24 protein-coding genes are annotated in these 23,409 nt (G+C 61.9%); 16 read left to right on the top strand and 8 right to left on the bottom strand.

Annotated elements, in window-relative coordinates:
- The first annotated feature begins 110 nt into the window (after positions 1–110).
- The 6 genes from purN to nadC all read left to right on the top strand — a co-directional run bounded on the left by purN (position 111) and on the right by nadC (position 7,019).
- The gene (gene purN / locus P0D96_RS26815) at positions 111–764 is read left to right on the top strand and encodes a phosphoribosylglycinamide formyltransferase (RefSeq protein ID WP_132373387.1); all 654 of its coding nucleotides are present in this window, start codon (positions 111–113) and stop codon (positions 762–764) included.
- The gene (locus P0D96_RS26810) at positions 761–2,020 is read left to right on the top strand and encodes an RsmB/NOP family class I SAM-dependent RNA methyltransferase (protein WP_408316355.1); all 1,260 of its coding nucleotides are present in this window, start codon (positions 761–763) and stop codon (positions 2,018–2,020) included. Before purN ends, P0D96_RS26810 begins: the two co-directional genes overlap by 4 nt.
- A gap of 75 nt (positions 2,021–2,095) precedes the next feature.
- Positions 2,096–3,451 carry a mechanosensitive ion channel family protein gene (locus tag P0D96_RS26805; RefSeq protein ID WP_408316354.1) on the top strand — a complete coding sequence of 452 codons (1,356 nt, stop codon included), beginning with the start codon at positions 2,096–2,098 and terminating at the stop codon, positions 3,449–3,451.
- A gap of 202 nt (positions 3,452–3,653) precedes the next feature.
- On the top strand, positions 3,654–4,850 hold the full coding sequence (locus tag P0D96_RS26800; RefSeq protein ID WP_132373390.1) for a DesA family fatty acid desaturase: 1,197 nt from the start codon (positions 3,654–3,656) through the stop codon (positions 4,848–4,850).
- A 130-nt stretch (positions 4,851–4,980) separates the two neighbouring features.
- Positions 4,981–6,120, top strand: a complete 1,140-nt coding sequence (gene nadA / locus P0D96_RS26795; RefSeq protein WP_408316352.1) for a quinolinate synthase NadA — start codon at positions 4,981–4,983, stop codon at positions 6,118–6,120.
- A complete protein-coding gene (gene nadC, locus P0D96_RS26790; protein ID WP_408316350.1) occupies positions 6,120–7,019 on the top strand; it encodes a carboxylating nicotinate-nucleotide diphosphorylase in 900 nt (299 codons plus the stop codon). The genes nadA and nadC overlap by 1 nt, the downstream gene beginning before the upstream one ends.
- A 91-nt stretch (positions 7,020–7,110) precedes the next feature.
- On the opposite strand, the gene nadB is transcribed toward nadC, so the two are convergent.
- From nadB to radC, 4 genes are all read right to left on the bottom strand, one after another.
- Complete coding sequence (nadB, locus tag P0D96_RS26785; RefSeq protein ID WP_408179791.1) at positions 7,111–8,709, bottom strand: L-aspartate oxidase; 1,599 nt, start codon at positions 8,707–8,709, stop codon at positions 7,111–7,113.
- Positions 8,710–8,957: 248 nt separating this feature from the next.
- Positions 8,958–9,125, bottom strand: a complete 168-nt coding sequence (gene rpmG / locus P0D96_RS26780; protein WP_007180630.1) for a 50S ribosomal protein L33 — start codon at positions 9,123–9,125, stop codon at positions 8,958–8,960.
- 10 nt (positions 9,126–9,135) lie between these two features.
- Positions 9,136–9,369, bottom strand: coding sequence for a 50S ribosomal protein L28 (gene rpmB, locus P0D96_RS26775; RefSeq protein ID WP_007180631.1), 234 nt, complete (start codon positions 9,367–9,369; stop codon positions 9,136–9,138).
- A 229-nt stretch (positions 9,370–9,598) separates the two neighbouring features.
- Complete coding sequence (gene radC, locus P0D96_RS26770; protein ID WP_408316348.1) at positions 9,599–10,378, bottom strand: RadC family protein; 780 nt, start codon at positions 10,376–10,378, stop codon at positions 9,599–9,601.
- A gap of 167 nt (positions 10,379–10,545) precedes the next feature.
- Between radC and P0D96_RS26765 the strand changes: the two genes are divergently transcribed.
- The 7 genes from P0D96_RS26765 to P0D96_RS26735 all read left to right on the top strand — a co-directional run bounded on the left by P0D96_RS26765 (position 10,546) and on the right by P0D96_RS26735 (position 17,580).
- Positions 10,546–11,001 carry an FKBP-type peptidyl-prolyl cis-trans isomerase gene (locus tag P0D96_RS26765; protein ID WP_075302429.1) on the top strand — a complete coding sequence of 152 codons (456 nt, stop codon included), beginning with the start codon at positions 10,546–10,548 and terminating at the stop codon, positions 10,999–11,001.
- Between the two features lie 2 nt (positions 11,002–11,003).
- Entirely contained in the window at positions 11,004–11,963 is a 960-nt protein-coding gene (gene ispH / locus P0D96_RS26760) for a 4-hydroxy-3-methylbut-2-enyl diphosphate reductase (protein ID WP_132373394.1), read from the top strand.
- A gap of 540 nt (positions 11,964–12,503) precedes the next feature.
- Positions 12,504–13,703: a branched-chain amino acid ABC transporter substrate-binding protein gene (locus tag P0D96_RS26755; protein ID WP_408179841.1), complete on the top strand. Its 1,200-nt coding sequence runs from the start codon at positions 12,504–12,506 to the stop codon at positions 13,701–13,703.
- 230 nt (positions 13,704–13,933) lie between these two features.
- Complete coding sequence (locus P0D96_RS26750) at positions 13,934–14,884, top strand: branched-chain amino acid ABC transporter permease (protein ID WP_012434109.1); 951 nt, start codon at positions 13,934–13,936, stop codon at positions 14,882–14,884.
- Positions 14,885–14,902: 18 nt separating this feature from the next.
- Positions 14,903–16,072, top strand: coding sequence for a branched-chain amino acid ABC transporter permease (locus P0D96_RS26745; RefSeq protein ID WP_408179788.1), 1,170 nt, complete (start codon positions 14,903–14,905; stop codon positions 16,070–16,072).
- Positions 16,073–16,090: 18 nt separating this feature from the next.
- Positions 16,091–16,864: an ABC transporter ATP-binding protein gene (locus P0D96_RS26740; RefSeq protein WP_132373397.1), complete on the top strand. Its 774-nt coding sequence runs from the start codon at positions 16,091–16,093 to the stop codon at positions 16,862–16,864.
- Positions 16,864–17,580 (top strand): ABC transporter ATP-binding protein, encoded by a 717-nt coding sequence (locus P0D96_RS26735; protein ID WP_116139411.1) that lies wholly within the window; start codon positions 16,864–16,866, stop codon positions 17,578–17,580. The genes P0D96_RS26740 and P0D96_RS26735 overlap by 1 nt, the downstream gene beginning before the upstream one ends.
- Before the next feature lie 87 nt (positions 17,581–17,667).
- On the opposite strand, the gene P0D96_RS26730 is transcribed toward P0D96_RS26735, so the two are convergent.
- Positions 17,668–18,138, bottom strand: coding sequence for a GNAT family acetyltransferase (locus P0D96_RS26730; protein WP_132373398.1), 471 nt, complete (start codon positions 18,136–18,138; stop codon positions 17,668–17,670).
- Positions 18,139–18,156: 18 nt separating this feature from the next.
- On the bottom strand, positions 18,157–19,341 hold the full coding sequence (locus P0D96_RS26725) for an acetylornithine transaminase (RefSeq protein WP_408179787.1): 1,185 nt from the start codon (positions 19,339–19,341) through the stop codon (positions 18,157–18,159).
- Between the two features lie 34 nt (positions 19,342–19,375).
- On the opposite strand from P0D96_RS26725, the gene P0D96_RS26720 reads away from it, so the two are divergent.
- Together P0D96_RS26720 and P0D96_RS26715 are read left to right on the top strand one after the other, a co-directional pair.
- Positions 19,376–19,669 (top strand): hypothetical protein, encoded by a 294-nt coding sequence (locus tag P0D96_RS26720; protein WP_408286824.1) that lies wholly within the window; start codon positions 19,376–19,378, stop codon positions 19,667–19,669.
- Between the two features lie 79 nt (positions 19,670–19,748).
- On the top strand, positions 19,749–20,798 hold the full coding sequence (locus tag P0D96_RS26715; RefSeq protein WP_408316346.1) for a hypothetical protein: 1,050 nt from the start codon (positions 19,749–19,751) through the stop codon (positions 20,796–20,798).
- Here the strand turns inward: P0D96_RS26715 and P0D96_RS26710 are convergent.
- Positions 20,764–21,795: a CDP-6-deoxy-delta-3,4-glucoseen reductase gene (locus tag P0D96_RS26710; RefSeq protein WP_408316344.1), complete on the bottom strand. Its 1,032-nt coding sequence runs from the start codon at positions 21,793–21,795 to the stop codon at positions 20,764–20,766. The genes P0D96_RS26715 and P0D96_RS26710 overlap by 35 nt on opposite strands.
- A gap of 96 nt (positions 21,796–21,891) precedes the next feature.
- Between P0D96_RS26710 and P0D96_RS26705 the strand changes: the two genes are divergently transcribed.
- A complete protein-coding gene (locus tag P0D96_RS26705; RefSeq protein ID WP_408179784.1) occupies positions 21,892–22,917 on the top strand; it encodes a Rossmann-fold NAD(P)-binding domain-containing protein in 1,026 nt (341 codons plus the stop codon).
- Positions 22,918–23,102: 185 nt separating this feature from the next.
- Here the strand turns inward: P0D96_RS26705 and P0D96_RS26700 are convergent, their stop codons facing one another.
- Positions 23,103–23,291 carry a hypothetical protein gene (locus P0D96_RS26700; protein WP_132373404.1) on the bottom strand — a complete coding sequence of 63 codons (189 nt, stop codon included), beginning with the start codon at positions 23,289–23,291 and terminating at the stop codon, positions 23,103–23,105.
- Positions 23,292–23,409: the final 118 nt, after the last annotated feature.

Genomic DNA, 23,409 nt, shown 5'->3' with positions numbered 1-23,409 from the left:
GGTTTGAGGTGGAGCGGGCGGAGTGCCGCAAAACAAACGATTATAAACGTTCAGCGCAGCGGACGGCGGCGCGTCGCGGTTTCGGTGTTCCCGAATGATAAAATCCGCGGATGAAAAAACTCGTCATCCTGATTTCCGGACGGGGAAGCAACATGGAAGCCATCGTTCGAGCCTGCTCGGACGAGGCCTGGCCGGCGCAAGTCGCCGCCGTGATTGCCAACCGTCCTGATGCCGCGGGCCTTGCGTTCGCGGCGTCGCACGGTATTGCCACGGCGGTGGTCGACCACCGCCAGTTTCCGGACCGAGACAGCTTCGACGCCGCGCTCGCCAAAGAAATCGATAGTTTCGCCCCCGACCTGGTGGTGCTCGCTGGATTCATGCGGGTGCTGACAGCCGGTTTCGTCGATCATTACGCCGGTCGCATGCTGAACGTGCATCCGTCGCTGCTGCCGAGCTTTCCGGGACTGAAAACCCATCAGCAGGCGCTCGACGCGGGCGTGCGGCTGCACGGCGCGTCCGTGCATTTTGTCACGTCGCAACTCGATCACGGGCCGATCGTCGCGCAGTCGGCGGTTCCCGTGGAAACAGGCGACACCCCAGCCATGCTCGCCGAACGCGTGCTGGCAACCGAACACATCATTTATCCACGCGCGGTGCGCTGGTTCGTCGAAGGGCGTCTTGCTCTGGATGGCCTGCGTGTCACGCTTACGCCGCCGGAGCCGCAATGGCTCTTTGCCGGTCACACCGCCGGAGAGGGCGCATGAGATTGCATGGTTTTTTGATTGGACAAACTGAGACTTTGTTGGCTGAAGTCCTAAGACTCAACGGCCCTGCCGACGCTACCACGAGCCGTTTCTTCCGCGCGCATCCGAAGCTCGGGCACGGCGAACGCGGCGTGATCGCCGAGGCCGTTTTCGCGGTGCTGCGTCGCCGGATGGAATTCGCCCATCTGGCCGAAGGCGGCGCGGGCAGCCCGGCGCGCCGCATGGCGCTGCTCGGTCTGATGCAGACGGCGGGGCGTAACGCGCTCAAGCCGTTCGTGTCGGAACAGGAGTTGAGCTGGCTCGAACACGTGTCGAAGATCGACCCGGAAAGCCTGCCGCTGCGGATTCGCCTGAATCTGCCCGACTGGATATACCAGGCGCTCAGCAAGCGCTTCGAGCCCGACGAACTGGCGCAACTGGCCGCCGCGCTGAACTACCCGGCGCCTCTGGATCTGCGCGCGAACCCGATCAAAGCGAGCCGCGACGACGTGTTGAACGCGCTGTCGAAGGCCGGCATCGAGGGCGGCGCGACGCCGTTCGCGCCGTTCGGCGTGCGCGTGGTCGGCAAGCCGCCGCTCACCAAGCTCGACGCGTTCCAGCACGGCTGGCTCGAAGTGCAGGACGAAGGCAGCCAGCTGTTGTGCTCGCTGGTCGCGCCCAAACGCGGCGAAATGATCGTCGACTTCTGCGCGGGCGCGGGCGGCAAGACGTTGGCGCTGGGCGCGGCAATGCGTTCCACCGGCCGGCTCTATGCGTTCGACATCTCCGAGCGGCGCCTCGCCAAGCTCAAGCCGCGCCTTGCGCGCAGCGGTTTGTCGAACGTGAATCCGGTACTGATCGACAGTGAACACGACGCCAAGATCAAGCGGCTCGCGGGCAAGATCGACCGCGTGCTGGTCGACGCACCGTGCAGCGGCTTGGGCACGCTGCGCCGCAACCCGGACCTGAAGTGGCGCCAGTCGCCGGAATCGGTGGCCGAACTGGCGCCGAAGCAGGCGTCGATTCTGGCCAGCGCCGCGCGTCTGGTGAAGAAGGGCGGCCGCCTCGTCTACGCCACCTGCTCGATTCTGGAGGCCGAAAACGAAGCGGTGGTGCAGCAGTTCCTCGCCGACCATCCGGATTTCGCGGTGGTGCCCGCGCGCGACGTGCTGGCCGAGCAGCGCATCGATCTGGAAATGGGCGATTACCTTTCGCTGTGGCCGCACCGCCACGCAACCGACGGCTTCTTCGCCGCCGTGCTGGAACGCCAGAGCTAAGCGCAACAGGCTTTTGCCGGCGCGCGCGAGTTCGATTCCTGAACCCGGCCGTGCGCCGGCGATTTCGGCGACATCATGCAAAACCGTCTTTTTCCTCATATGTTCAGCGACCTCGCACGCGACTTCGGCCAGCCCGTGATGCTGTGGCAGGTCGGCGTGCTGGTCGCGACGCTCGCGATCGCGTGGCTGGTCGCGCGCGTGTTGCGCCGTGCGCTGGATCTGCGCCGCCAGACGCGTTACCAGACGCTGCGCTTCGGCGCGGAAAGCCTGAACCGCGCGTTCTTCCCGTTGATCGGCGCGGCCCTCGTGTGGCTTGCGCGGTCGATCACCGGCCAGTTCATGCATACCGCGCTGCTCGATCTGGCGCTGGTGCCGCTCTTCGGCATCGGCTTGATTTACATCGTGTTTTTCTTCGCGCGACGGGTGTTCAGCCACGACGGCGAGACGCACCCGGTGCTGTTCCTCGTCGAGAGGATCGTCTCGACGGTGGTCTGGATCGGCATGGTGCTCACGGTGATGGGCATCCAGGACGACGTGATCACGTGGATGGCCGGGGTCCATTTCAGCGTCGCCAACGCGCATCTGACGCTGCTCTCGCTCATCTCGGGCCTGCTGTGGGTGTGCGTGACGATGATCGTCGCGATGTGGCTCGGCTCCACCTTCGAAGACCGCCTGATGCGCTCGAAGACGCTCGATGCCAACCTGAAGGTGGTCGTGGCGCGGGTCGGCCGGGCGGCGTTCGTGCTGGCGGCGGTGCTGATCAGCCTGTCGCTGGTCGGCATCGATATCACGGTGCTGGGCGTGTTCGGCGGCGCGCTGGGCGTCGGTCTCGGCTTCGGCCTGCAGAAGATCGCCAGCAATTACGTGTCGGGCTTCATCATCCTGATCGACCGCTCGCTGCGCATTGGCGACACGATCAACGTGGGCGGCCTGCAGGGCATGGTCACGCAGATTCGCACGCGCTACACCGTGGTGCGCGGGCTGGACGGCATCGAAACGCTGATTCCGAACGAAAAACTGATCACGGACGTGGTGCAAAACCAGTCGTCGTACCTGACGCGCGGCCATGCAAAGGCGGCCGTGCAGGTCGCGTACACGTCCGACGTCGAGCAGGCCATGGCGCTGCTTGCGCAGGCCGCTCAGGGCGTACCGCGCGTGCTGCAGGAGCCGGCGCCGACAGCTTATCTGGCGGGTTTCGGCTCAGACGGCATCAACCTCGAACTAGGTTTCTGGATCGAGGACGCGGCCACCGGAACCTCGGGCGTGCGCTCGGCCGTCAACCGCAATATCTGGCGTCTGTTCTCCGAGCACGACGTTTCAATTCCCCTCGCGCAACGCGAAGTGCGAATCGTCGGCAACATGGGCGACGCCATGCCGCAGCCGGTAACAATGACTGCTCCGGCAGTCAATCCGTCCGACAGCGCGCGCTGACGGGCACTTTGAGCGCGCCAGTGGGTCTTAGAAAGACCTTCGGCGCGTTCCTTTTGTTGATGCCGCACAAAAAATCCCTATTTGTTACAAACACTTGGAACGGTTCAAGTAGAATGTCGTCCAATCCCGCTGTATGCTTTCACTTTCTTGACACGCGCATTTTGCGTGTGTCTGGTGTCTCTCGTTCCACAGGTAAATTGCCTTGTTGAATTCTTTGCTCGATTTCCTTGCCCACGGTCTGTTGCACTTCTCGTGGTGGCAACTTGTGCTGTACACGGCGATCGCGACGCACATCACGATCATCGGCGTGACGGTCTATCTGCATCGCTGCCAGGCGCACCGCGCGCTGGAGCTGCATCCGATCGTCAGTCATTTTTTCCGCTTCTGGCTGTGGATGACCACGGGCATGTTGACCGGCCAGTGGGCCGCGATTCACCGTAAGCACCACGCCAAGTGCGAGACCGAAGAAGATCCGCACAGCCCGCAAACGCGCGGCATCTGGAAGGTGCTGCTCGAAGGCGCGGAACTCTATCGCGTCGAAGCGAAAAACGAAGAAACGATGCGCAAGTTCAGTCACGGCACGCCGAACGACTGGATGGAGCGCAACGTCTACACCAAGTACCCGATCCTCGGCGTGAGCCTGATGATGGTGTTGAACGTCGCGCTGTTCGGCGTCGTCGGTCTGACGATCTGGGCTGTGCAGATGGTGTGGATCCCTTTCTGGGCCGCCGGCGTGGTCAACGGCCTCGCGCACTTCTGGGGCTACCGCAACTTCAATTCGTCGGATGCCAGCACCAACATCTTCCCGTGGGGCATCATCATCGGCGGCGAAGAGCTGCACAACAATCACCACACGTATGCGACGTCGGCCAAGCTGTCGAACAAGTGGTACGAGTTCGACATCGGCTGGATGTACATCCGCATCATGTCGGCATTCCGTCTGGCCAAGGTGAAGAAGGTGGCGCCCACGCCGCGTCTGACCACTGGCAAGATGGTGCTCGATCAGGACACGCTGCAAGCCGTGCTGGCCAACCGCTACGAAGTGATGGCGCGTTACGGCAAGGCGCTCAAGCGCGCGTATCGTCAGGAACTGGCGCATTTGAAGGAAGTCGGCGCGCGCGAGAAGTATCAGGTCATGCGCGGCGCGCGTAGCTGGTTCCACAAGGAAGAAGCGGGTCTCGACGAGCCGCAGAAACGCCAGCTGCCGCAAATCTTCGCGAACAGCCAGAAGCTCAAGACCTATATCGACATGCGCAATGAGCTCGCCGCCATGTGGGAGCGCTCCAATGCATCGCGCGACCAGTTGCTGATCCAGTTGCAGGACTGGTGTCATCGCGCTGAGCAGAGCGGTATTAAAGCGCTGCAAGAGTTTGCGATGCGACTGCGTCGTTATGCCTGATAGCGAAATCCATTAAAATCTCAGTACGTCACAAAACCCCGCGTTGGCGGGGTTTTGCTTTTTGGGCCGCGGAAACTTCAATGACACGCGATTGACAGTCCGCGGCGGCAGAGCGAAGGCAGAGGAGATCATGGATCAGCAGGCGATCAGGGCCGTGGAATACGACCGGCCGCAGGCGCAGGGCACAACCTGCGGGATCGGGCAGGCGTGGGCGAAGGTGCCCGACGTGCCGTCGGCGGAGGAGAAGGTGGCGCTGAAGGCACGTATCCGCGCATTGCTCGAGCGCGAGAAAGCAGTGCTCGTCGCGCACTATTATGTCGATGCGGAATTGCAGGAGCTGGCCGACGAGACCGGCGGCTGCGTGGCCGACTCGCTGGAGATGGCGCGCTTCGGGCGCGATCACGCGGCGCAGACGCTGGTTGTCGCGGGTGTGCGCTTCATGGGCGAGACCGCGAAAATTCTGAGTCCGGACAAGCGCATTCTGATGCCGGATCTCGACGCGACCTGTTCGCTTGATCTCGGCTGTCCGGTCGATGAATTCTCGGCTTTCTGCGACGCGCATCCGGATCGCACGGTGGTCGTGTATGCGAACACGAGCGCGGCGGTGAAGGCGCGCGCGGACTGGATGGTGACGTCGTCGATAGGCCTTGAGATCGTTGCCGATCTGCATGCGCGCGGCGAAAAGATCATTTGGGCGCCGGACCGGCACCTCGGCAGCTATATCCAGAACAAGACCGGCGCGGACATGCTGCTGTGGCAGGGTTCATGTCTGGTGCACGACGAGTTCAAAAGTATCGAACTCGATCTGCTGCGCGCCGAATATCCGGGCGCGAAAGTATTGGTGCATCCGGAGTCGCCGGCTAACGTGGTTGCGCAAGCGGACGTGGTGGGCTCGACCACGCAATTGATCGACGCGGCGCAAAAACTCGACGCGACGCATTTCATCGTGGCGACCGATCTCGGCATTTTGCACAAGATGCAACTCGCCGCACCCGGCAAGACCTTGATTGCCGCGCCGACGGCCGGCAACAGCGCGACTTGCAAGAGTTGCGCGCATTGTCCGTGGATGGCGATGAACGGCCTCGCGAATCTTGCCGACGTGCTCGAGCGCGGCCACAACGAAATTTTCGTCGATCGCGCGATCGGCGAGCGGGCGCGTCTGCCGATCGACCGGATGCTGGACTTCGCGGCGCGCCACAAGAAGCGGGTGCAAGCGAGTGGCGATCTCGCGCGCGACGCGCAACTGTATTCGAATGTGGGGGCGGCTTGATGGGCGCGGTAGAAAGCAACAAGCTCGAAGCGGTGTCGCCGCTGTTCGCTGAAATTCACGCACAATACGGCGAGGCATTCGACGCCGCGCTGGCGCGTAATGTGGCCGATGCATTGGCCGAAGACATCGGCCCGGGCGACCAGACAGGCCGCCTCGTTCCCGCGGACGACGTTCGCGAGGCACGCATCATCGTGCGCGAAGATGCCGTGCTGTGCGGCGTGCCGTGGTTTGAAGCAGTGATGCGCCAGGTCGATCCGCGTATCGAAGTCCAGTGGCGCTATCGCGAAGGCGAGTTGATGACGGCCGACACAACGGTGTGCGAAATGCGCGGGCCCGTTCGCGCGTTGTTGACCGCGGAACGCAACGCGCTGAACTTCCTGCAACTGCTGTCGGGCGTGGCGAGTGCGACGCGCCGTTATGTCGATGCGGTCGCACATACCCGCACGCGCATTCTCGACACGCGCAAGACCTTGCCGGGCTTGCGGCTCGCGCAGAAGTACGCAGTGCGCGTCGGCGGTGGGGCGAATCAACGGCTCGCGCTGTACGACGGCATCCTCATCAAGGAAAACCACATTGCCGCGGCCGGCGGCGTGGGTGCGGCCATGGACGCGGCATTGGCGTTGAATGCAGGCGTCTCAATCCAGATCGAAGTCGAGACGCTCGAGCAGTTGGAGACCGCGCTGGCTCATCGCGCGCAATCCATTCTGCTGGACAATTTCTCGTTCGATGCCATGTGCGAAGCGGTGCGCATCACAGCGGGGCGCGCGGTGCTGGAGGTATCGGGCGGCGTGAACTTCGATACGGTGCGTACGATCGCGGAAACCGGTGTCGATCGCGTGTCGATCGGCGCGCTGACCAAAGACGTGCGCGCAACGGATTACTCGATGCGGATCGTCTGACGCCCAAGTCCGCAATCACTTGCATTCAATCGGAGAAAAGGCCATCGCCGGTTCATTTCGGCGATGGCCTTTTTGTTTCAGGTGGTCTCGATCACACGTTGCGGTTGCGCACATGCTCCGGTGAGAGCACCGTCGGCAGCGCCTTGGGTAAGGTCGCCGGCCAGTCACGGCTAAAGTGCAGGCCGCGGCTTTCACGCCGCGAACGCGCGCCTTCGACGATCAACGATGCCACGTCCACCAGATTGCGCAATTCGAGCAGGTCGCGGCTCACCTTGAAGTTCGCGTAGTACTCGTGGATTTCGTCGCGCAGCAGGGCGAGCCGGTGCTTCGCTCGCGCGAGCCGTTTGTCGGTCCGTACGATACCGACGTAATTCCACATCAGCCGGCGCAGTTCGTCCCAGTTGTGGGCAACCACGACCTCCTCATCCGGATCGGACACGCGGCTTTCGTCCCAATCGGGCAGCGGTGCGTGGACGGCAGCGCTAAATCCTTCTTCCTCGATAGCCTGCGCGGCGGAGCGTCCGATCACGAGGCACTCGAGCAGGGAATTGCTAGCAAGCCGGTTCGCGCCGTGCAGACCCGTGCATGACGTCTCGCCCACCGCATAGAGGCCGGCCAGATCCGTGCGGCCCGCCAGATCGGTTACGACGCCGCCACACGTGTAGTGCGCGGCCGGCACGACCGGAATCGCTTGCTTGGTGATGTCGATGCCGAATTCCTGGCAGCGCGCCAGAATCGTCGGGAAGTGTTCACGCAGGAATTCAGGCGGCTGATGGCTGATGTCGAGATACACACAATCGATGCCACGCTTCTTGATTTCGAAGTCGATCGCACGCGCGACGATGTCGCGCGGCGCGAGTTCGGCGCGTTCGTCGTGATTCGGCATGAAGCGGGTACCGTCCGGCAGTTTGAGAATGCCACCTTCGCCGCGCACCGCTTCCGAAATCAGAAAGGACTTCGCGTACGGATGGAACAGGCAGGTTGGATGGAACTGGATGAACTCCATATTCGACACGCGGCAGCCGGCCCGCCACGCCATCGCGATGCCGTCGCCCGTCGCAGTGTCGGGATTCGTGGTGTAGAGGTAGACCTTGCCCGCGCCCCCAGTGGCGAGCACGGTGTGGGGCGCCTCGATCGTGACGGTGCGCCCGCTTTGCAGATCAAGCGCGTAAAGGCCGTGACAACGACGTCCTGGCAAGCCGAGGCGGTCGGACGTGATCAGATCGATGGCGTAGTGATCTTCGAGCAGCGTGATGTTCGGGTGACGGCGCACCCGCTCGCTGAGCGTGGCCACCACGGCATGGCCCGTTGCATCGGCAGCGTGAATGATCCGGCGATGGCTATGACCGCCTTCGCGCGTCAGATGGAAACCGAGCTCGGCGGCGTCGTCCTTGGTGAACGGCACGCCTTGCTCGATCAACCATTCGATCGCCGCACGCCCGTGTTCGACGATAAAGCGCGTTGCCGCTTCGTCGCACAGCCCGCCGCCGGCGATCAGCGTATCGCGCACGTGATTTTCGATGCTGTCCGCCGAATCCAGAACCGCGGCGATGCCGCCTTGCGCCCAGTCGCTCGCGCCTTCGGTCATCGATCGCTTGGCGACCACTGCCACCCGCCGGGTCTCCGCCAGATTGAGCGCGACGCTCAAACCAGCCAGACCGCTACCGACAATCGCCACATCGAATTCCATTGCCTACATCTCCGTCTTTTCGTTTTGCGGTGACGGCGTGCCATTTGCTCGCCGCTAAAACGAGAAAGGATACGCGCCGCGACGGATGAGGGAAAGCTGGCCGAACGACATAAGACTGTTCGCGTCGGCGAATAAACAGAAGTAGAAACTCAAAAGCAGAAACATGCGAACGCTGAAAACAAAAAAGCCTCGCACGAATGCGAGGCTTTTTTGCATGTCTTTTGCCTTCGTCAGGCAGGAGCCAAGATTTATTTAATCTTGGTTTCCTTGTACTCAACGTGCTTACGGACGACCGGATCAAACTTCTTGATCAGCATCTTTTCCGGCATGTTGCGTTTGTTCTTGGTCGTCGTGTAGAAGTGACCCGTGCCTGCGGTCGATTCCAACTTGATCTTGTCGCGTGCGCCTTTCGCCATGATTTACTCCTTAGGCTTCACCGCGTGCGCGCAGATCTGCGAGCACAGCGTCGATACCGTTCTTGTCGATCAGGCGCAGGCCGGCGTTCGAAACGCGCAGACGCACCCAACGGTTTTCGCTTTCCACCCAAATGCGGCGGTTTTGCAGGTTCGGCAGGAACCGGCGCTTGGTTTTGTTGTTCGCGTGGGAAACGTTGTTGCCGCTCATCGGCGCTTTCCCAGTTACTTGGCATACGCGTGCCATGAGAGCACTCCTAATACGCTAATTCTGAGTTCGAACGCCGTGAAAGTTTCCCGAAAAGAGCCGCGCTGAAATTCAGGCACGTTTCCTTTCCGGAACGCCTTGGTGGCTTCGGAACAGGGGGTTGGAAATAGGCAAACCGGAATTATAGCGGAAAAAAAGCCGCAAAATCAAACCTTATTTGCGATGCCGGACACGACGCAACGTCTGCGCGACCCTGGTTCATGCCGTCTCACGGCCAGCCGGCGCGGGCGAAGGAGTAGACGCTGTCCGTGCCGATCACCAGGTGATCGACCAGTTGCACGTCGATCAGTGTGAGGGCGTCGCGCAGCGTGTGCGTCAGACGGCAGTCGCTCGCGCTCGGCTGGACGGCGCCGGAGGGGTGATTATGCGCGACGATCAGGCTGGCCGCATTCAGGCTCAGCGCGCGCCGCACGATCTCGCGCGGATACACGGCCATGCGCGTGAGCGTGCCCTGTGCGCTTTCTTCGCAGCGGATCAGCCGATGCCGGGCGTCGAGGAAAAGCGACACGAAAACTTCCTGCGGACGGCCGCCGATCCGCAGGCGCAGGTAGTTTTCCACGGCTTCGGGTGAATTCATCAGCGAGCGCGAGCGCATTTTTTCGACCAGCGAGCGCCGCGCCATTTCCATGATGGCCAGCAGCTGCGCCTTTTTCGCCGGGCCGATGCCGCGCAGGCCGTCGAAATCCGTGTAGGTCGCGTCGAGCATCGCGCGCAGCGAGCCGAAACGGTCGAGCAACGCGCGCGCGACACTGAAGACGTCGTGGCCGGGCAGGCCGGAGCCGAGTATCAGCACGATCATCTCGGTATCCGAAAGCACGCCGGGCCCCAGTTCGAGCAGCCGCTCGCGCGGCATGTCGTTTTTTAGCCATTTACCCCGCAGGAGCGGCGGGGACGCGGGCTCGCCGCAAGCCGCTACGTTGGGCGCCGACGGCTCGGGGGCGGCCGTTTCAGGGGTTGCCTCGTCAAATAGGGTGGCGCGATCTGCCATATATAGAGTGTCCTCCGCTTCGAGTTGGGGGCGCCACGGACGCAAGCCGCCGCCCGCTATGTGGCTTACAATAGACGCTTTGCGCACGGCACCCCGACGGTTTGCCACACGCGTCGACTGCGCCAGCGGCGCACGCGTGCAGCGCGCTTCGACTGAGCGAGCATTGCATGAGCATCATCGACATTTCCGAAGTGAAACCCGGTTCACACGTGACGCTTCACTACCGGCTTTCCCTTGCCGATGGCGCCGAAGTCATCAATACGTTTAACGACAAACCCGCCACGCTGCTACTCGGCGCCGGCCAACTGGCGCCGCCGCTGGAAGATATTTTGCTAGGTTTGAAGGTGGGCCACCATTCGACCTTTCAGCTAGCGCCAGGGCAGGCGTTCGGTCCCCGCAATCCGGAATTGATCCAGCGCGTGTCGTTGGCCACGCTGCGGGAAAACAGCATGATCGGCGAGGATTTTTCGCCGGGCGACCTGGTCGAATTCAACGCGCCAGGTGGCGGCCGCTACGCCGGCGTCCTGAAAGAAGTCGGCGAAACGTCGGCCCTGTTCGATTTCAACCACCCGCTTGCCGGCCAGGCGCTGGCGTTTGAAGTGAAAATCATCGGGATTCTGTAAACATGAGCATCACGGATACGACTCTTGCTGAAACCGAGATCCTGCTGGCGCAGCCGCGCGGGTTCTGCGCCGGCGTCGACCGGGCGATCGAGATCGTCGAGCGGGCTATCAAGCTGCACGGCTCGCCGATCTACGTGCGTCACGAAATCGTCCATAACGCCTACGTTGTCGAGGATCTGCGCAAGAAGGGCGCGATCTTCATCGAGCGGCTGGAAGAAGTGCCGCCCGGCAATACGGTGATTTTCAGCGCGCACGGTGTGTCCAAGGCCGTGCGTTCGGAAGCCGAGTCGCGCGGGCTGCGCGTGTACGACGCCACCTGTCCGCTCGTCACCAAGGTGCATATCGAAGTCGCGAAGATGCGCCAGGACGGCTTCGACATCGTCATGATCGGCCACAAAGGCCATCCTGAAGTCGAAGGCACGATGGGCCAGGCGGGTGAGGGCATGCATCTGGTGGAGGACATCGAAGACGTGCAGGCCTTGCAACTGGCCGACCCCGAGCGGATCGCCTTCGTCACGCAAACCACACTGTCGGTCGACGACGCCGCCGAGATCATCGGCGCCCTGAAGGCCAAATACCCGTCCATCCGCGAGCCGAAGAAGCAGGACATCTGCTACGCGACGCAAAACCGCCAGGACGCGGTGAAATTCATGGCACCGCAGTGCGATGTCGTGATCGTGGTCGGCAGCCCGAATAGTTCAAACTCCAACCGGCTTCGCGAGTTGGCGGAAAAGCTCGGTGTGCCGGCCTATATGGTGGACTCGCCCGACCAGATCGATCCGGTCTGGGTCGAGGGCAAACGCCGCATCGGCGTGACGGCCGGCGCCTCGGCGCCGGAGGTGCTGGCGCAGGCGGTGATCGCCCGGCTGCGTGAGCTTGGCGTGCGCAACGTGCGCGCGCTGGACGGCATCGAGGAAAACATCGCGTTTCCGTTGCCGCGCGGGCTGGGTTTGCCGGCCTGACGATCCGCCGACTGCTGAAAGAAAAGCGCGCCCGAGGGCGCGCTTTTTTTATCTCCAAGTTTGCACAAGCTCGCACTAAATAAAGTGCCAGATCATAGAAAAGTGTTGAATTTGGTGTCCTCTCGCACAAATTTCTTTGAAATGTGATCCGGTTTTTTATAGATTTATAAGCGATGCGTCCCCGTTTTATAAGACCTAAACGGGCTGCGCGGTTTTTTGACGCACTAAGATAGTGCGTGCGTCTCGATATTGCTGGAAACGTAATACTTAACGCCAAGCGCGGTGCAATCGGGCGTCGGGGGAATTCGCCGCAACACTTGATGCCATTGGGTGCAGCGCTGGTGCAACTGATGCACGAAAAATAATCGCAACCGGGTTGCGCCTATTAGCGGATTTCGCTCTCAAAATAAGGTTGCAATGCAGGAAAACCCTGCCGGTTCAACAATATTGCCCGTCGCAAAATTGGAGTTACAATGCGCGCGTTCTCAAGGCCTTAGGGCCCCGAACAATAGTTTTTGGAAGGCGCAGGAGACCTACTTAATGCGAGTCAAATTTGCTTACGCCGTGTCCATCGCGGCCGCGGTTGCGATGTTGACCGCGTGCGGCAAGAAACAGGATGGCGAGGCGGGAGCGGGGGCGTCGGCGGCTACGGCCGCGGCGGCACCGGCGAGCGAAGCGACTATCGTCAAGATCGGTCATGCGGCCCCATTGACGGGCCCCATTGCTCACCTCGGTAAAGACAATGAAAACGGCGCGCGTTTGGCGGTTGATGAAATCAACACACAGGGTTTGACCATCGACGGCCACAAGATCCAGTTGGAGCTCGACGCACAAGACGACGCCGCGGACCCGAAAACGGGAACGGCGGTCGCTGAAAAATTCGTCGACGATCACGTCGTCGCCGTGGTCGGCCACTTGAATTCGGGTGTCTCGATTCCTGCGTCGAAGATCTATAGCGATGCCGGCATCGTGCAAATCTCGCCGTCTTCGACGAACCCGGGTTACACGCAACAAGGTTTCAAGACGACTTATCGTGTGGTCGCGACCGATGCCCAGCAAGGGCCGGCGCTTGCCAACTACGCAACGAAGGTGCTTAACGCGAAACGCATCGCGATCGTCGACGACTCGAGCGTCTACGGCAAGGGATTGGCCGACGAGTTTGCGAAAGCAGCCCAGGCGAGCGGGGCAAAGATCGTCTCGCGTGAATCCACGAATGACAGGGCTACGGAGTTTCAAGCCGTCCTTAAAAAGATCAAGCGTGTTCAGCCGGACGTGATCATGTTCGGCGGCATGGACGCGACGGGCGGGCCGTTCACCAAACAGGCGGCGGCGCTCGGTATCAGGGCAAAAATCCTTGGCGGCGACGGTGTGTGTACCGACAAGGTGGGTGAGCTGGCGGGAACCGCCGTGCAAAACCTGGTCTGTTCGGAGGCAGGACTTGCGCTTTCGAAAATGGACAAGGGAGCGGACTTCGAGAAGAAGTACGTGGACCGCTTCCACACGCCGGTGCAGATTTACGCACCGTTCACGTATGACGCTGTGTACGTGATTGTCGATGCAATGAAGCGCGCTAATTCGATCGAGGCGCCCAAGGTGCTGGCTGCGATGCCGTCGACTGATTACAACGGGGTAATCGGTCACATCGCGTTCGACGACAAGGGTGATTTGAAAGAGGGCGCCATTACGCTTTACGACTTCAAGGACGGCAAAAAAGCAGTTCTCGACGTCGTGAAGATGTGATGACGGGACGTTCAGCCTGACGGCACCGAAACCACCCAACGGTGCCGTTTTTGCATCCGCCCAAGGCAAGCCCGCGACTGTCATCCAGTCGCCAAGGCGAACCGGCAGCGGATAACCCTTACCGGTCTTTTACATCAGTACCCGCAGTGCCGTTGAGATTGGCGTACCGCATCACCGCCCACCGGCTGATGAAGAACGCGAATCCAGTCGCACGGGCTAAGGAGCATTAAATGGATATTTTCATCCAGCAGGTCCTCAACGGGCTGGTGCTTGGCAGCGTTTACGCCATCATCGCACTGGGCTATACGATGGTTTACGGCATCTTGGGCATCATCAACTTCGCTCACGGCGATGTGTTGATGGTGGGCGCGATGGTTGCGCTCTCAGCCATAGGCGTGCTTCAGAACCACTTCCCCGGCCTCGGCAATGTGCCGACGCTCATCATCGCGCTGATCATCGCGGCCATTGTGTGCGCGGCAGTCGGCTACACGATCGAGCGCGTGGCCTACCGGCCGTTGCGTAAAGCGCCGCGTCTCGCACCGCTGATCACCGCGATCGGCGTGTCGATCCTGCTGCAGACGCTGGCCATGATGATCTGGTCGCGCAACCCGCTGCCGTTCCCGCAGCTGTTGCCCACCGACCCGCTCAACGTGATCAAGGCCACCGACACGACGCCTGGCGCCGTGATCTCGATGACTGAAATCGTGATCATCGTGGTGGCGTTCCTCGTGATGGGCGGCCTGCTGCTGCTGGTGCACAAGACCAAGCTCGGTCGCGCCATGCGGGCGATCGCCGAGAACCCGGGCAATGCCTCGCTGATGGGCGTGAACCCGAACTTCGTGATCTCGGCCACCTTCATGATCGGCTCGGCGCTCGCCGCTCTGGCCGGTGTGATGATCGCGTCGGAATACGGCAACGCACACTTCTATATGGGCTTCATCCCCGGCCTGAAGGCCTTTACCGCGGCGGTGCTGGGCGGTATCGGCAATCTCGGCGGCGCGATGGTGGGTGGCGTGATTCTCGGCCTGATCGAACAGTTGGGCGCCGGCTATATCGGCAACCTCACCGGCGGTGTGTTCGGCAGTAACTATCAGGACGTGTTCGCTTTCATCGTGCTGATCATCGTGCTGGTGTTCCGTCCGTCGGGCCTGCTTGGCGAACGTGTTGCGGATCGCGCCTGATCCCGGGAGAAAACAGACATGACCTCAATTCAACCGATCGAGCCGTCCACGACGCTCATCCCTGAAAAGAACCTGACGAAGACGCTGACCGTCGGCATCATCACCGCGATCTTCGTGATCGCGGCGCCGATGATCATCGGCACGGCCGGCGGCAACTACTGGGTCCGCGTGCTCGACTTCGCGATGCTGTACGTGATGCTCGCGCTCGGCCTCAATGTGGTGGTCGGCTTCGCCGGCCTGCTGGATTTGGGCTACATCGCGTTCTACGCGGTCGGCGCCTACACTGCCGCGCTGCTGAGCTCGCCGCACCTGGTGTCGCAATTCGAGTGGATCGCGCATCTCGCGCCGAATGGCCTGCACGTGCCGTTTCTCATCATCGTGCCCTGCGCGATGGCTGTCGCCGCGTTCTTCGGCGTGATTCTCGGCGCGCCGACGCTGCGTCTGCGCGGCGACTACCTCGCCATCGTGACGTTGGGCTTCGGGGAAATCGTGCGGATCTTCCTGAACAACCTCGACCGCCCGGTGAATATCACCAACGGCCCGAAGGGGATCACGGGGATCGACCCGGTGCACGTGGGCGACTTCAGCCTCGCGCAAACGCACTCGCTGTTCGGCTTCCAGTTCCCGTCGGTGTACTCGTACTACTACCTGTTCGTGCTGGCCGCGCTGCTGGTGATCTGGGTGTGTACGCGTTTGCAGCACTCGCGTATCGGCCGTGCCTGGGCCGCGATCCGTGAAGACGAAATCGCCGCCAAGGCGATGGGCATCAACACCCGTAACGTGAAGCTGCTGGCGTTCGCGATGGGTGCGTCGTTCGGCGGCCTGTCGGGCGCGATGTTCGGCTCGTTCCAGGGCTTCGTGTCGCCGGAATCGTTCACGCTGCCGGAGTCGATCGTCGTGCTGGCGTGCGTGGTGCTGGGCGGCATGGGCCACATTCCGGGCGTGATTCTCGGCGCGGTGCTGCTCGCGGTGCTGCCGGAATTCCTGCGCTCGACGATGGGTCCGCTGCAGAACATGATCTTCGGCCATGAAATCGTCGATACGGAAGTGATCCGTCAGCTGGTCTACGCACTCGCGATGGTGCTGATCATGCTGTACCGCTCGGAAGGCTTGTGGCCGTCGCCCAAGCACGAAGACAAGATCGCGAAACTGTCGAAGCGTAGCGGCAAGAAGCCGATACGGGCTTAACGGACCGGAGAGAAAAACATGAGCGACAACATTCGACTGTCCGTGAAAGGCGTCAACAAGCGCTTCGGCGGTTTGCAGGCATTGTCCGACGTCGGACTGGAGATCAAGGAAGGCACGATCTACGGTCTGATCGGCCCGAACGGCGCCGGCAAGACGACGTTCTTCAACGTGATCACGGGGTTGTACACGCCGGATTCGGGCGACTTCAAGCTCGACGGCGTGAACTATACGCCGACCGCGGTGTATCAGGTGGCGAAGGCCGGCATCGCGCGCACGTTCCAGAACATCCGTCTGTTCGGCGGCATGACCGCGCTAGAAAACGTGATGGTTGGACGTCACGTGCGCACGAAACACGGCCTGATCGGCGCGGTGTTCCAGACGCCGGCCGAGCGCAAGGAAGAGCGCGAGATCAAGGAACGCGCGATTGAACTGCTGGAGTACGTCGGCATTGCGCAGTACGCGGACTACACGTCGCGCAACCTGTCGTACGGCCACCAGCGCCGGCTGGAAATTGCCCGCGCACTGGCGACCGATCCGAAGCTGCTCGCGCTGGACGAACCGGCCGCCGGCATGAACGCGACGGAGAAGGTCGAGCTGACCAAGCTGCTCGACAAGATCCGCGCGGACGGCAAGACGATCCTGCTGATCGAACACGACGTGAAACTCGTGATGGGTCTGTGCAACCAGATGACGGTGCTCGACTACGGCAAGGTGATCGCGCAGGGTCTGCCGCACGACGTGCAGAAGGATCCGAAGGTGATCGAAGCTTATCTGGGTGCGGGGGTCCACTAATGGCAACGGCAATGTTGAAAATCAAGGGCCTGCAGGTCAATTACGGCGGCATCCAGGCAGTCAAGGGGATCGACCTCGAGGTCGCGCAGGGCGAGCTGGTCACGCTGATCGGCGCGAACGGCGCGGGCAAGACCACGACGATGAAGGCGATCACGGGTCTGAAGCCGTACACGATCGGCGACATCGAGTACATGGGCGAGTCGATCAAGGGCGTGCCGCCGCATCTGCTGCTCAAGCGGGGTCTCGCGATGGTGCCGGAAGGCCGCGGTATTTTCGCGCGCATGTCGATCGTCGAGAACATGCAGATGGGTGCTTATCTGCGTACGGACACGGACGGCATCAAGGCGGACGTCGATCGCATGTTCGGCTTCTTCCCGCGTCTGAAGGAACGCGCGGCGCAATACGCGGGCACGCTTTCGGGCGGCGAGCAGCAGATGCTGGCGATGGCGCGCGCGATCATCTCGCGTCCCAAGCTGTTGCTGCTGGATGAGCCGTCGATGGGCCTGTCGCCGATCATGGTCGAGAAGATCTTCGAAGTGGTGCGGGCGATCTCGGCGGAAGGCATGACGGTGCTGCTGGTCGAGCAGAACGCGCGTCTGGCGTTGCAGGCGGCGAATCGCGGCTACGTGATGGACTCGGGTCTGGTGACGATGTCGGGGGACGCGAAGCAGATGCTGGATGATCCGAAGGTGCGGGCGGCTTATCTGGGTGAATAAGCCCCGTTAGTTTGCTCTGCCTATGAAAAAAGGCCGCATGCGTGAACTACGCATGCGGCCTTTCTCTATTCTGCGGGGCTTTATACTTTATACGGCAGGCACCGCGTCCGCGAATTCACCCAGGCGCTTGCCGAGACTGACCACCGCATCGGCGCGATAACCGAGCGCCTCGTAAAACGCGCGCACATCGGCCTTCGCGGACAACACCTGCAGATTCAGCTTCGGGCAGCCACGCTCCGTCAGCGCGTTTTCGACATGCGCGACGAGGCGCGTGCCGATCCCATGACGACGCAGCGACTCATCCACCGCGAGCGAATACAGCCAGCCGCGGTGACCGTCGTAGCCGCCCATCACCGTGCCGACGATTCGCTCGCCGAGCACCGCGACAAAGAACAGTTCCGGTTGCGTCGCCAGCTTGTTGGCGATCGACAGATGCGGATTGCGCTGCGGCCTCGTGACGTCCCGATACTCCGGGAAGGCCTCCTGCCACAGTGCGACCACGGCATCGGTGTCGCTCGCTTCGAAGCGGCGGATCGATAACGATGCGCTCGATGTCATACGCGCGGTCCCGTTCGATTACAGCGTGTCGAGAATCGAACGCAGCATCGCCATCATCTGGTCGATTTCTTCGTTCGTCACGTTCAGCGCCGGCATGAAGCGCAGCAGGTTCGGACGCGCCGCGTTCAGCAGCAGGCCGTCGGGTTGCATGTCGCGCGCCTTTTCGACGATCTGGTTGCCGATGTCCTTGCCGAGCAGCAGTGCGCGCAGCAGGCCTTCACCGCGCTCGCCCAGGAAGCCGCGTTCTTCCGACAACTCCAGCAGCTTCGAGCGCAGATACTCGCCGCGCGCCCGCACGCCTTCGAGGAAGCCCGGCGCCGTGAGTTGCGAGATCACCGAGTAGCCGACCGCGGTCATCAGCGGATTGCCGTTGTAGGTGCCGCCCTGATCGCCCGCTTCGAACACGGCGATGTCCGCTTTCGCGAGCAGCGCCGCGAGAGGCACGCCGCCGCCGATGCCCTTGCCGAGCGTCATGATGTCCGGCTCGATGCCCGACAACTCGTATGCGAACAGCGTGCCGGCGCGACCGCAGCCGCTTTGCACTTCGTCGACGATCAGCAGCAGGTTGTGCTTTTTGGTCAGCTCGCGCAGTTGCTGCATGAACTCGCGCGTGGCGGGAATCACGCCGCCTTCGCCCTGAATCGGTTCGAGCATCACGGCAACGGTCTTCGCGGTGATGAGCTTCTCCACCGATGCAATGTCGTTCAGATCCGCCTTCGGGAAGCCCGGCACTTGCGGTGCGTAGATCGTGTCCCAGCCCGGCTTGCCGCTCGCCGACATGGTGGCGAGTGTGCGGCCGTGGAAGCTGTGATCGAACGTGATGATCTCGAACGCGCCGTCCTTGAACTTCTTGCCCCACTTGCGCGCGAGCTTGATCGCGCCTTCGTTGGCTTCGGCGCCGCTGTTTGCGAAGAACACCTTGTCAAAGCAGCTGTGTTGCGTGAGCAGGCCGGCGAGTTGCGCCATCGGCTCGTTGTAGAAGGCCGGCGACGGATTGAGCAGCAGCTTGGCCTGCTTGTTCAGCGCTTCGATCATGCCGTCGTTGCAATGGCCGAGACTGTTGACCGCCCAGCCCTGGATGAAATCCAGATAGCGCTTGCCGTTATTGTCGTAGAGCCACGAGCCTTTGCCGTGCGTGAAAACGATTTCGGGCCGGTTCGTGATGTACATCAGCGACTCGATCGGATATTCATTGAAATTCATGACGGCAGGCTCCAGACAGCGGGGTGAAGGGTGGATGAAGATTGGCCAACTACGAAACCAGGGGCCGAAAAACAGAAAAGCCACGGCATGCCGTGGCTTTCATGATTCGAACAGCTTGCGCCTTTGTGTGGCGCGAATCCGTGACGAAGCCAGCGGCGTCCCTAAGGGAGCGGCGAGCGGCGACGTCGAAGTTCGGATTGGATGCGGTTCATGCGCGAAAGAATACGACAAGGAAAGCGCTGGTGTAAACCATGAATTTGCGTCGGAGGGATATTTTTGTCCATCGCGCGAGTTCATGCTGCTTGCCGATTATGAGATGTCCGGCTGACTAAAATGTGACGGCGGTCGTTTGAACCGCCTGCCCGGCGGGCGGGGCAGGTCACGAAGAACGGCCGCTGGAAATGCAAATGGGCGCTCGACTGAGCACCCATTCTGAATCAGGAAGCCGGGGGTCCGCCCATCCGAAGATAGCTGCCGACGCTGATCCCGACTTGTCGCTGACAATTCTAAAAGCCGAGGAGGCGCACGTCGATGGGCCATCTCACAGACCAGGAAATTTCAGCCGTCGCAACACTGCTTTCCGGAGAGCGCCTGAGCACTTTTCACGCAATGGCGAGCACGACGCGCGCGGCCGTTGCGCTTCATCAACAGATGCTGCAACTCGCCGGGGCGTTGATGAGCGTTACGGCAGTCGTCGAAATAGCACTGCGCAATGCGGTGTGCGACAGGCTGGGCGACCACTTCGGCGTAGACGGCTGGTTGTGTCGTCCACCGTCGCCTGGAAGGACGAGGAGCGAGGCAAGATCGAAGCGGCGGTTCGCGGTGCACAGCGCGCAGCGTATGCCAAGCTGACAGCTTCCGACAAGCGCGCACTCGATCAAGCCGCGTTTCGTCGCGGTGTGCCGCCGGGCCTGGAACATGAGTATCGGGTCGATGCGCGGCAAAAAGCGATCGCTGTTAGAAGCGGTAAGGTGATTACCCAACTCACGATGTACTTCTGGAAGCGCCTTTTTTCCCGCGATTACGAACAGACGCTATGGAAACCAGCGTTGAAGCCAATTTTCCCGAACAAGCGGATCGACCGGTCCGCGGTCGCTGTTCAACTGGAGCGCATCTACCAGACACGCAATCGCGTCGCACATCATGAACCGGTGTATGGTCACCGGCTATTCGACACACTGAACGCGGTGAATTTTCTGGCTTCGAATCTGGGAACGGCCGGCAGCGATGGCCGCACCGCATTGCATAAAATGCTGCGGTCCGAGCATGCCGCGCTCGAGAATCAGGCGCACGTACTTCAGCTCAGAATCGAGACTTGCGCCGGTGCAAATCATCAATGCGCGAAGCGCGGCCATTTGCATAGCCGCGCTTCCAGAAGTCCGCATGGCGAGCATCGACGCATCTGCGCCGACGCCTCTCCCATCAAACCGCGTTCGCGAGATCCGCTGCGCTCGTGAACGAATCCGCGTAGAACTCGTCTTCCGGCAGACCATGATGCTGCGTGAAATCGCGCTGCGCCGACTCGACCATCACCGGCGCGCCGCACGCATACACCTGGTACGCCGACAGATCCGGCAAGTCCTCGATCACCGCGCGATGCACGAAGCCGACGCGGCCCGTCCATGCGTCGCCCGCGTCCGGCTCCGACAGCACTGGCACGAACTTGAAGTTCGGAATCTCGCGCGCCCATTGCTCGGCCAGTTCGAGCAAATACAGATCCTTCTTGCGACGAGCGCCCCAGTAGAGCGTCATCGGCCGGTTCAGGTTCTTGAACACCGCGTGCTCGACGATCGCCTTCAGCGGCGCGAAGCCCGTACCCGAGGCGAGCAGCACGATCGCCTTCTCCGAATCTTCACGCAGGAAGAACGTGCCGAGCGGCGCTTCGAAGCGCAGAATGTCGCGCTCCTTCATGGCGTTGAATACGTGATCGGTGAAGGCGCCGCCGGGCATGTGACGGATGTGCAATTCGATCGGGCCTTCCGTGTGCGGCGCGTTCGCCATCGAATAGCTGCGGCGCTTGCCGTCTTTCAGAATGAATTCGAGGTACTGGCCGGCGAGATATTGCAGCCGCTCGTTGGCGGGCAATTGCAGCTTCAGCACGACGACGTCGTCGGCCTTGCGCTCGATCGCGTTCACGCGGCACGGCAGTTTCTTGACCTGCACGTCGCCGACGCCCGCCACTTCGCGGATATCCACTTCGAGATCGGTGCAGGCAGTCGCGCAGCAGAAGAGCGCCATGCCGCGCGTTTTTTCGTCGTTCGACAAAGCCGACGACGAATGCGCACGCTGCTCGATTTCCCCGCTGACCACAGTGCCCTTGCAGGAACCGCAAGCGCCGTTCTTGCAGCCGTACGGTAGGCCAATACCCTGGCGCAAGGCGGCGCTCAGCACCGGTTCGTCCTGTTCTACCTGAAACTGCCGGCCGCTTTGCCGGAGCGTGACGTTAAATGCCATAAAGTGTTCGAAATCGAAAAAGTCGGTAATCGTTATCGGAGCTGCCGTGTCAACGGCGCGGTGCCTGCCGCGCGTGACGGCTACAATGCGTCCACTATGAAAGCGACACGAAACTTCCGCCGGCCGCGCGTGTTAATCGTAGGTTGCGGCGATGTCGGCATGCGCTGCGTGCCCTTGTTGCGGCCACGCGCGCATGTCTTCGCGCTGACCAGTCACGCCGGGCGCTGCGCCGAATTGCGCGCGGCGGGCGTGACGCCGCTGGTCGGCGATCTGGATGTGCGCCGCAGCCTGAAAAGACTCGCGGGCCTCGCGCCGACGGTGCTGCATCTCGCGCCACCGCAGAAAACCGGCGACGACGACCGCCGTACCCGCGCCTTGCTCGCTACGCTGGGCGCGCGCCGCGATTCAGCGCGGGCCGCTGTGGCGCCTGCCGTTTCGCCGGTGGGGCGGTTGCGCCAACTTCGTGCCTCGTGGGCGGAATCTGGAACAGCCAATATTGTACCCGACGGGGTGCGCCGGACCGCCGGTTCGCGCGCACCGGTGCGACTCGTGTACGCGAGCACGACGGGCGTCTACGGCGACTGCGGCGGCGCGTGGATCGACGAGACCCGCGTGACGCAAGCAGCCAATCCGCGCGCCAAGCGCCGTGTCTCGGCCGAACGGCAATTGCGGCGCGCGACCGCGCGCGGCAGCGTCGCGGCGAGCATCGCGCGGATTCCGGGCATCTATGCGGGCAACCGCCTGCCGCTCGCGCGGCTCGAAAAACGTACGCCGGCCTTGATCGATGCCGACGACGTCTACACCAATCACATTCACGCCGACGACCTGGCTGCGATCCTCGTGCGCCTCGCCACACATGGGCGGCCGGGGCGCGTGGTCCACGCGTCCGACGACACGTCGCTAAAAATGGGCGAGTACTTCGACGAAGTCGCCGATGCGTTCGGCCTCGCGCGTGCGCCACGCATTACGCGAGCCGAAGCAGAGTCGCAGATCGAGCCGACCTTGCTGTCTTTCATGCGTGAATCGAGGCGGCTGGTGAATCGGCGTCTCAAAGAGGAATTGCGCGTGCGCTTGCGGTATCCGAGCGTCGAAGATTTTCTGCGTGAAGGCGTGAAGGCGTGAAGGCGTGAAGGCGTGAAGGCGTGAAGGTCTGAAAGGGAAGGTTGAAGAGCGTCGCTTCAACCTTCCCACACACCGCAAAAACCCACAAAAAAGCGCGGCAAAAAGCCATCTCTCCAGGCACCGCCCGGAAAAAATCCGACCCGCGCCGCGCTCCACTGCAGCGGCGCGGCGCGGCGTCGCGAGGCCTACGTCAGCGCGGGCAATGCTTCCAGCAGCAGGAAACACAGCATCGCGCCGATCAATGCGCCGATCAGGTTCGGATGATATTTGTGCCGCAGCCGCATCATGACCAGCAAGCCGCCGATCACGACCAGTCCAAGGCACAGAAAAGCAATCATCACCGCCGGAATCTGGAAACCGTTTTGGATGATCATGGCGCCCCTCCCTGAACCCTTTGTAGTCATTGTTTAAACGAGTATAGGGCGAGGTGTAAGGAAGATCATGCTGCGACGCAGCGCGCGAGCAGGCGCCGCGCGCGCTATGTGCGCAGCC

Source organism: Paraburkholderia sp. RL17-347-BIC-D (assembly GCF_046027915.1).
Lineage (GTDB): Bacteria > Pseudomonadota > Gammaproteobacteria > Burkholderiales > Burkholderiaceae > Paraburkholderia.
The sequence above is the reverse complement of the archived record's forward strand: the minus strand, read 5'-3'. Positions and strand labels throughout refer to the sequence as shown.

Coding starts and splice junctions, on each gene's coding strand:
- P0D96_RS26710 (WP_408316344.1), bottom strand. CDS start 21,795: ATGGCATTTAACGTCACGCTCCGGCAAAGCGGCCGGCAGTTTCAGGTA.
- rpmG (WP_007180630.1), bottom strand. CDS start 9,125: ATGGCGAAAGGCGCACGCGACAAGATCAAGTTGGAATCGACCGCAGGC.
- P0D96_RS26765 (WP_075302429.1), top strand. CDS start 10,546: ATGAGCATCATCGACATTTCCGAAGTGAAACCCGGTTCACACGTGACG.
- P0D96_RS26805 (WP_408316354.1), top strand. CDS start 2,096: ATGCAAAACCGTCTTTTTCCTCATATGTTCAGCGACCTCGCACGCGAC.
- P0D96_RS26730 (WP_132373398.1), bottom strand. CDS start 18,138: ATGACATCGAGCGCATCGTTATCGATCCGCCGCTTCGAAGCGAGCGAC.
- purN (WP_132373387.1), top strand. CDS start 111: ATGAAAAAACTCGTCATCCTGATTTCCGGACGGGGAAGCAACATGGAA.
- P0D96_RS26755 (WP_408179841.1), top strand. CDS start 12,504: ATGCGAGTCAAATTTGCTTACGCCGTGTCCATCGCGGCCGCGGTTGCG.
- nadA (WP_408316352.1), top strand. CDS start 4,981: ATGGATCAGCAGGCGATCAGGGCCGTGGAATACGACCGGCCGCAGGCG.
- nadC (WP_408316350.1), top strand. CDS start 6,120: ATGGGCGCGGTAGAAAGCAACAAGCTCGAAGCGGTGTCGCCGCTGTTC.
- P0D96_RS26740 (WP_132373397.1), top strand. CDS start 16,091: ATGAGCGACAACATTCGACTGTCCGTGAAAGGCGTCAACAAGCGCTTC.
- P0D96_RS26810 (WP_408316355.1), top strand. CDS start 761: ATGAGATTGCATGGTTTTTTGATTGGACAAACTGAGACTTTGTTGGCT.
- rpmB (WP_007180631.1), bottom strand. CDS start 9,369: ATGGCACGCGTATGCCAAGTAACTGGGAAAGCGCCGATGAGCGGCAAC.
- P0D96_RS26700 (WP_132373404.1), bottom strand. CDS start 23,291: ATGATCATCCAAAACGGTTTCCAGATTCCGGCGGTGATGATTGCTTTT.
- P0D96_RS26725 (WP_408179787.1), bottom strand. CDS start 19,341: ATGAATTTCAATGAATATCCGATCGAGTCGCTGATGTACATCACGAAC.
- P0D96_RS26715 (WP_408316346.1), top strand. CDS start 19,749: ATGGGCGCTCGACTGAGCACCCATTCTGAATCAGGAAGCCGGGGGTCC.
- radC (WP_408316348.1), bottom strand. CDS start 10,378: ATGGCAGATCGCGCCACCCTATTTGACGAGGCAACCCCTGAAACGGCC.
- P0D96_RS26750 (WP_012434109.1), top strand. CDS start 13,934: ATGGATATTTTCATCCAGCAGGTCCTCAACGGGCTGGTGCTTGGCAGC.
- P0D96_RS26735 (WP_116139411.1), top strand. CDS start 16,864: ATGGCAACGGCAATGTTGAAAATCAAGGGCCTGCAGGTCAATTACGGC.
- P0D96_RS26720 (WP_408286824.1), top strand. CDS start 19,376: ATGAAGATTGGCCAACTACGAAACCAGGGGCCGAAAAACAGAAAAGCC.
- ispH (WP_132373394.1), top strand. CDS start 11,004: ATGAGCATCACGGATACGACTCTTGCTGAAACCGAGATCCTGCTGGCG.
- P0D96_RS26705 (WP_408179784.1), top strand. CDS start 21,892: ATGAAAGCGACACGAAACTTCCGCCGGCCGCGCGTGTTAATCGTAGGT.
- nadB (WP_408179791.1), bottom strand. CDS start 8,709: ATGGAATTCGATGTGGCGATTGTCGGTAGCGGTCTGGCTGGTTTGAGC.
- P0D96_RS26745 (WP_408179788.1), top strand. CDS start 14,903: ATGACCTCAATTCAACCGATCGAGCCGTCCACGACGCTCATCCCTGAA.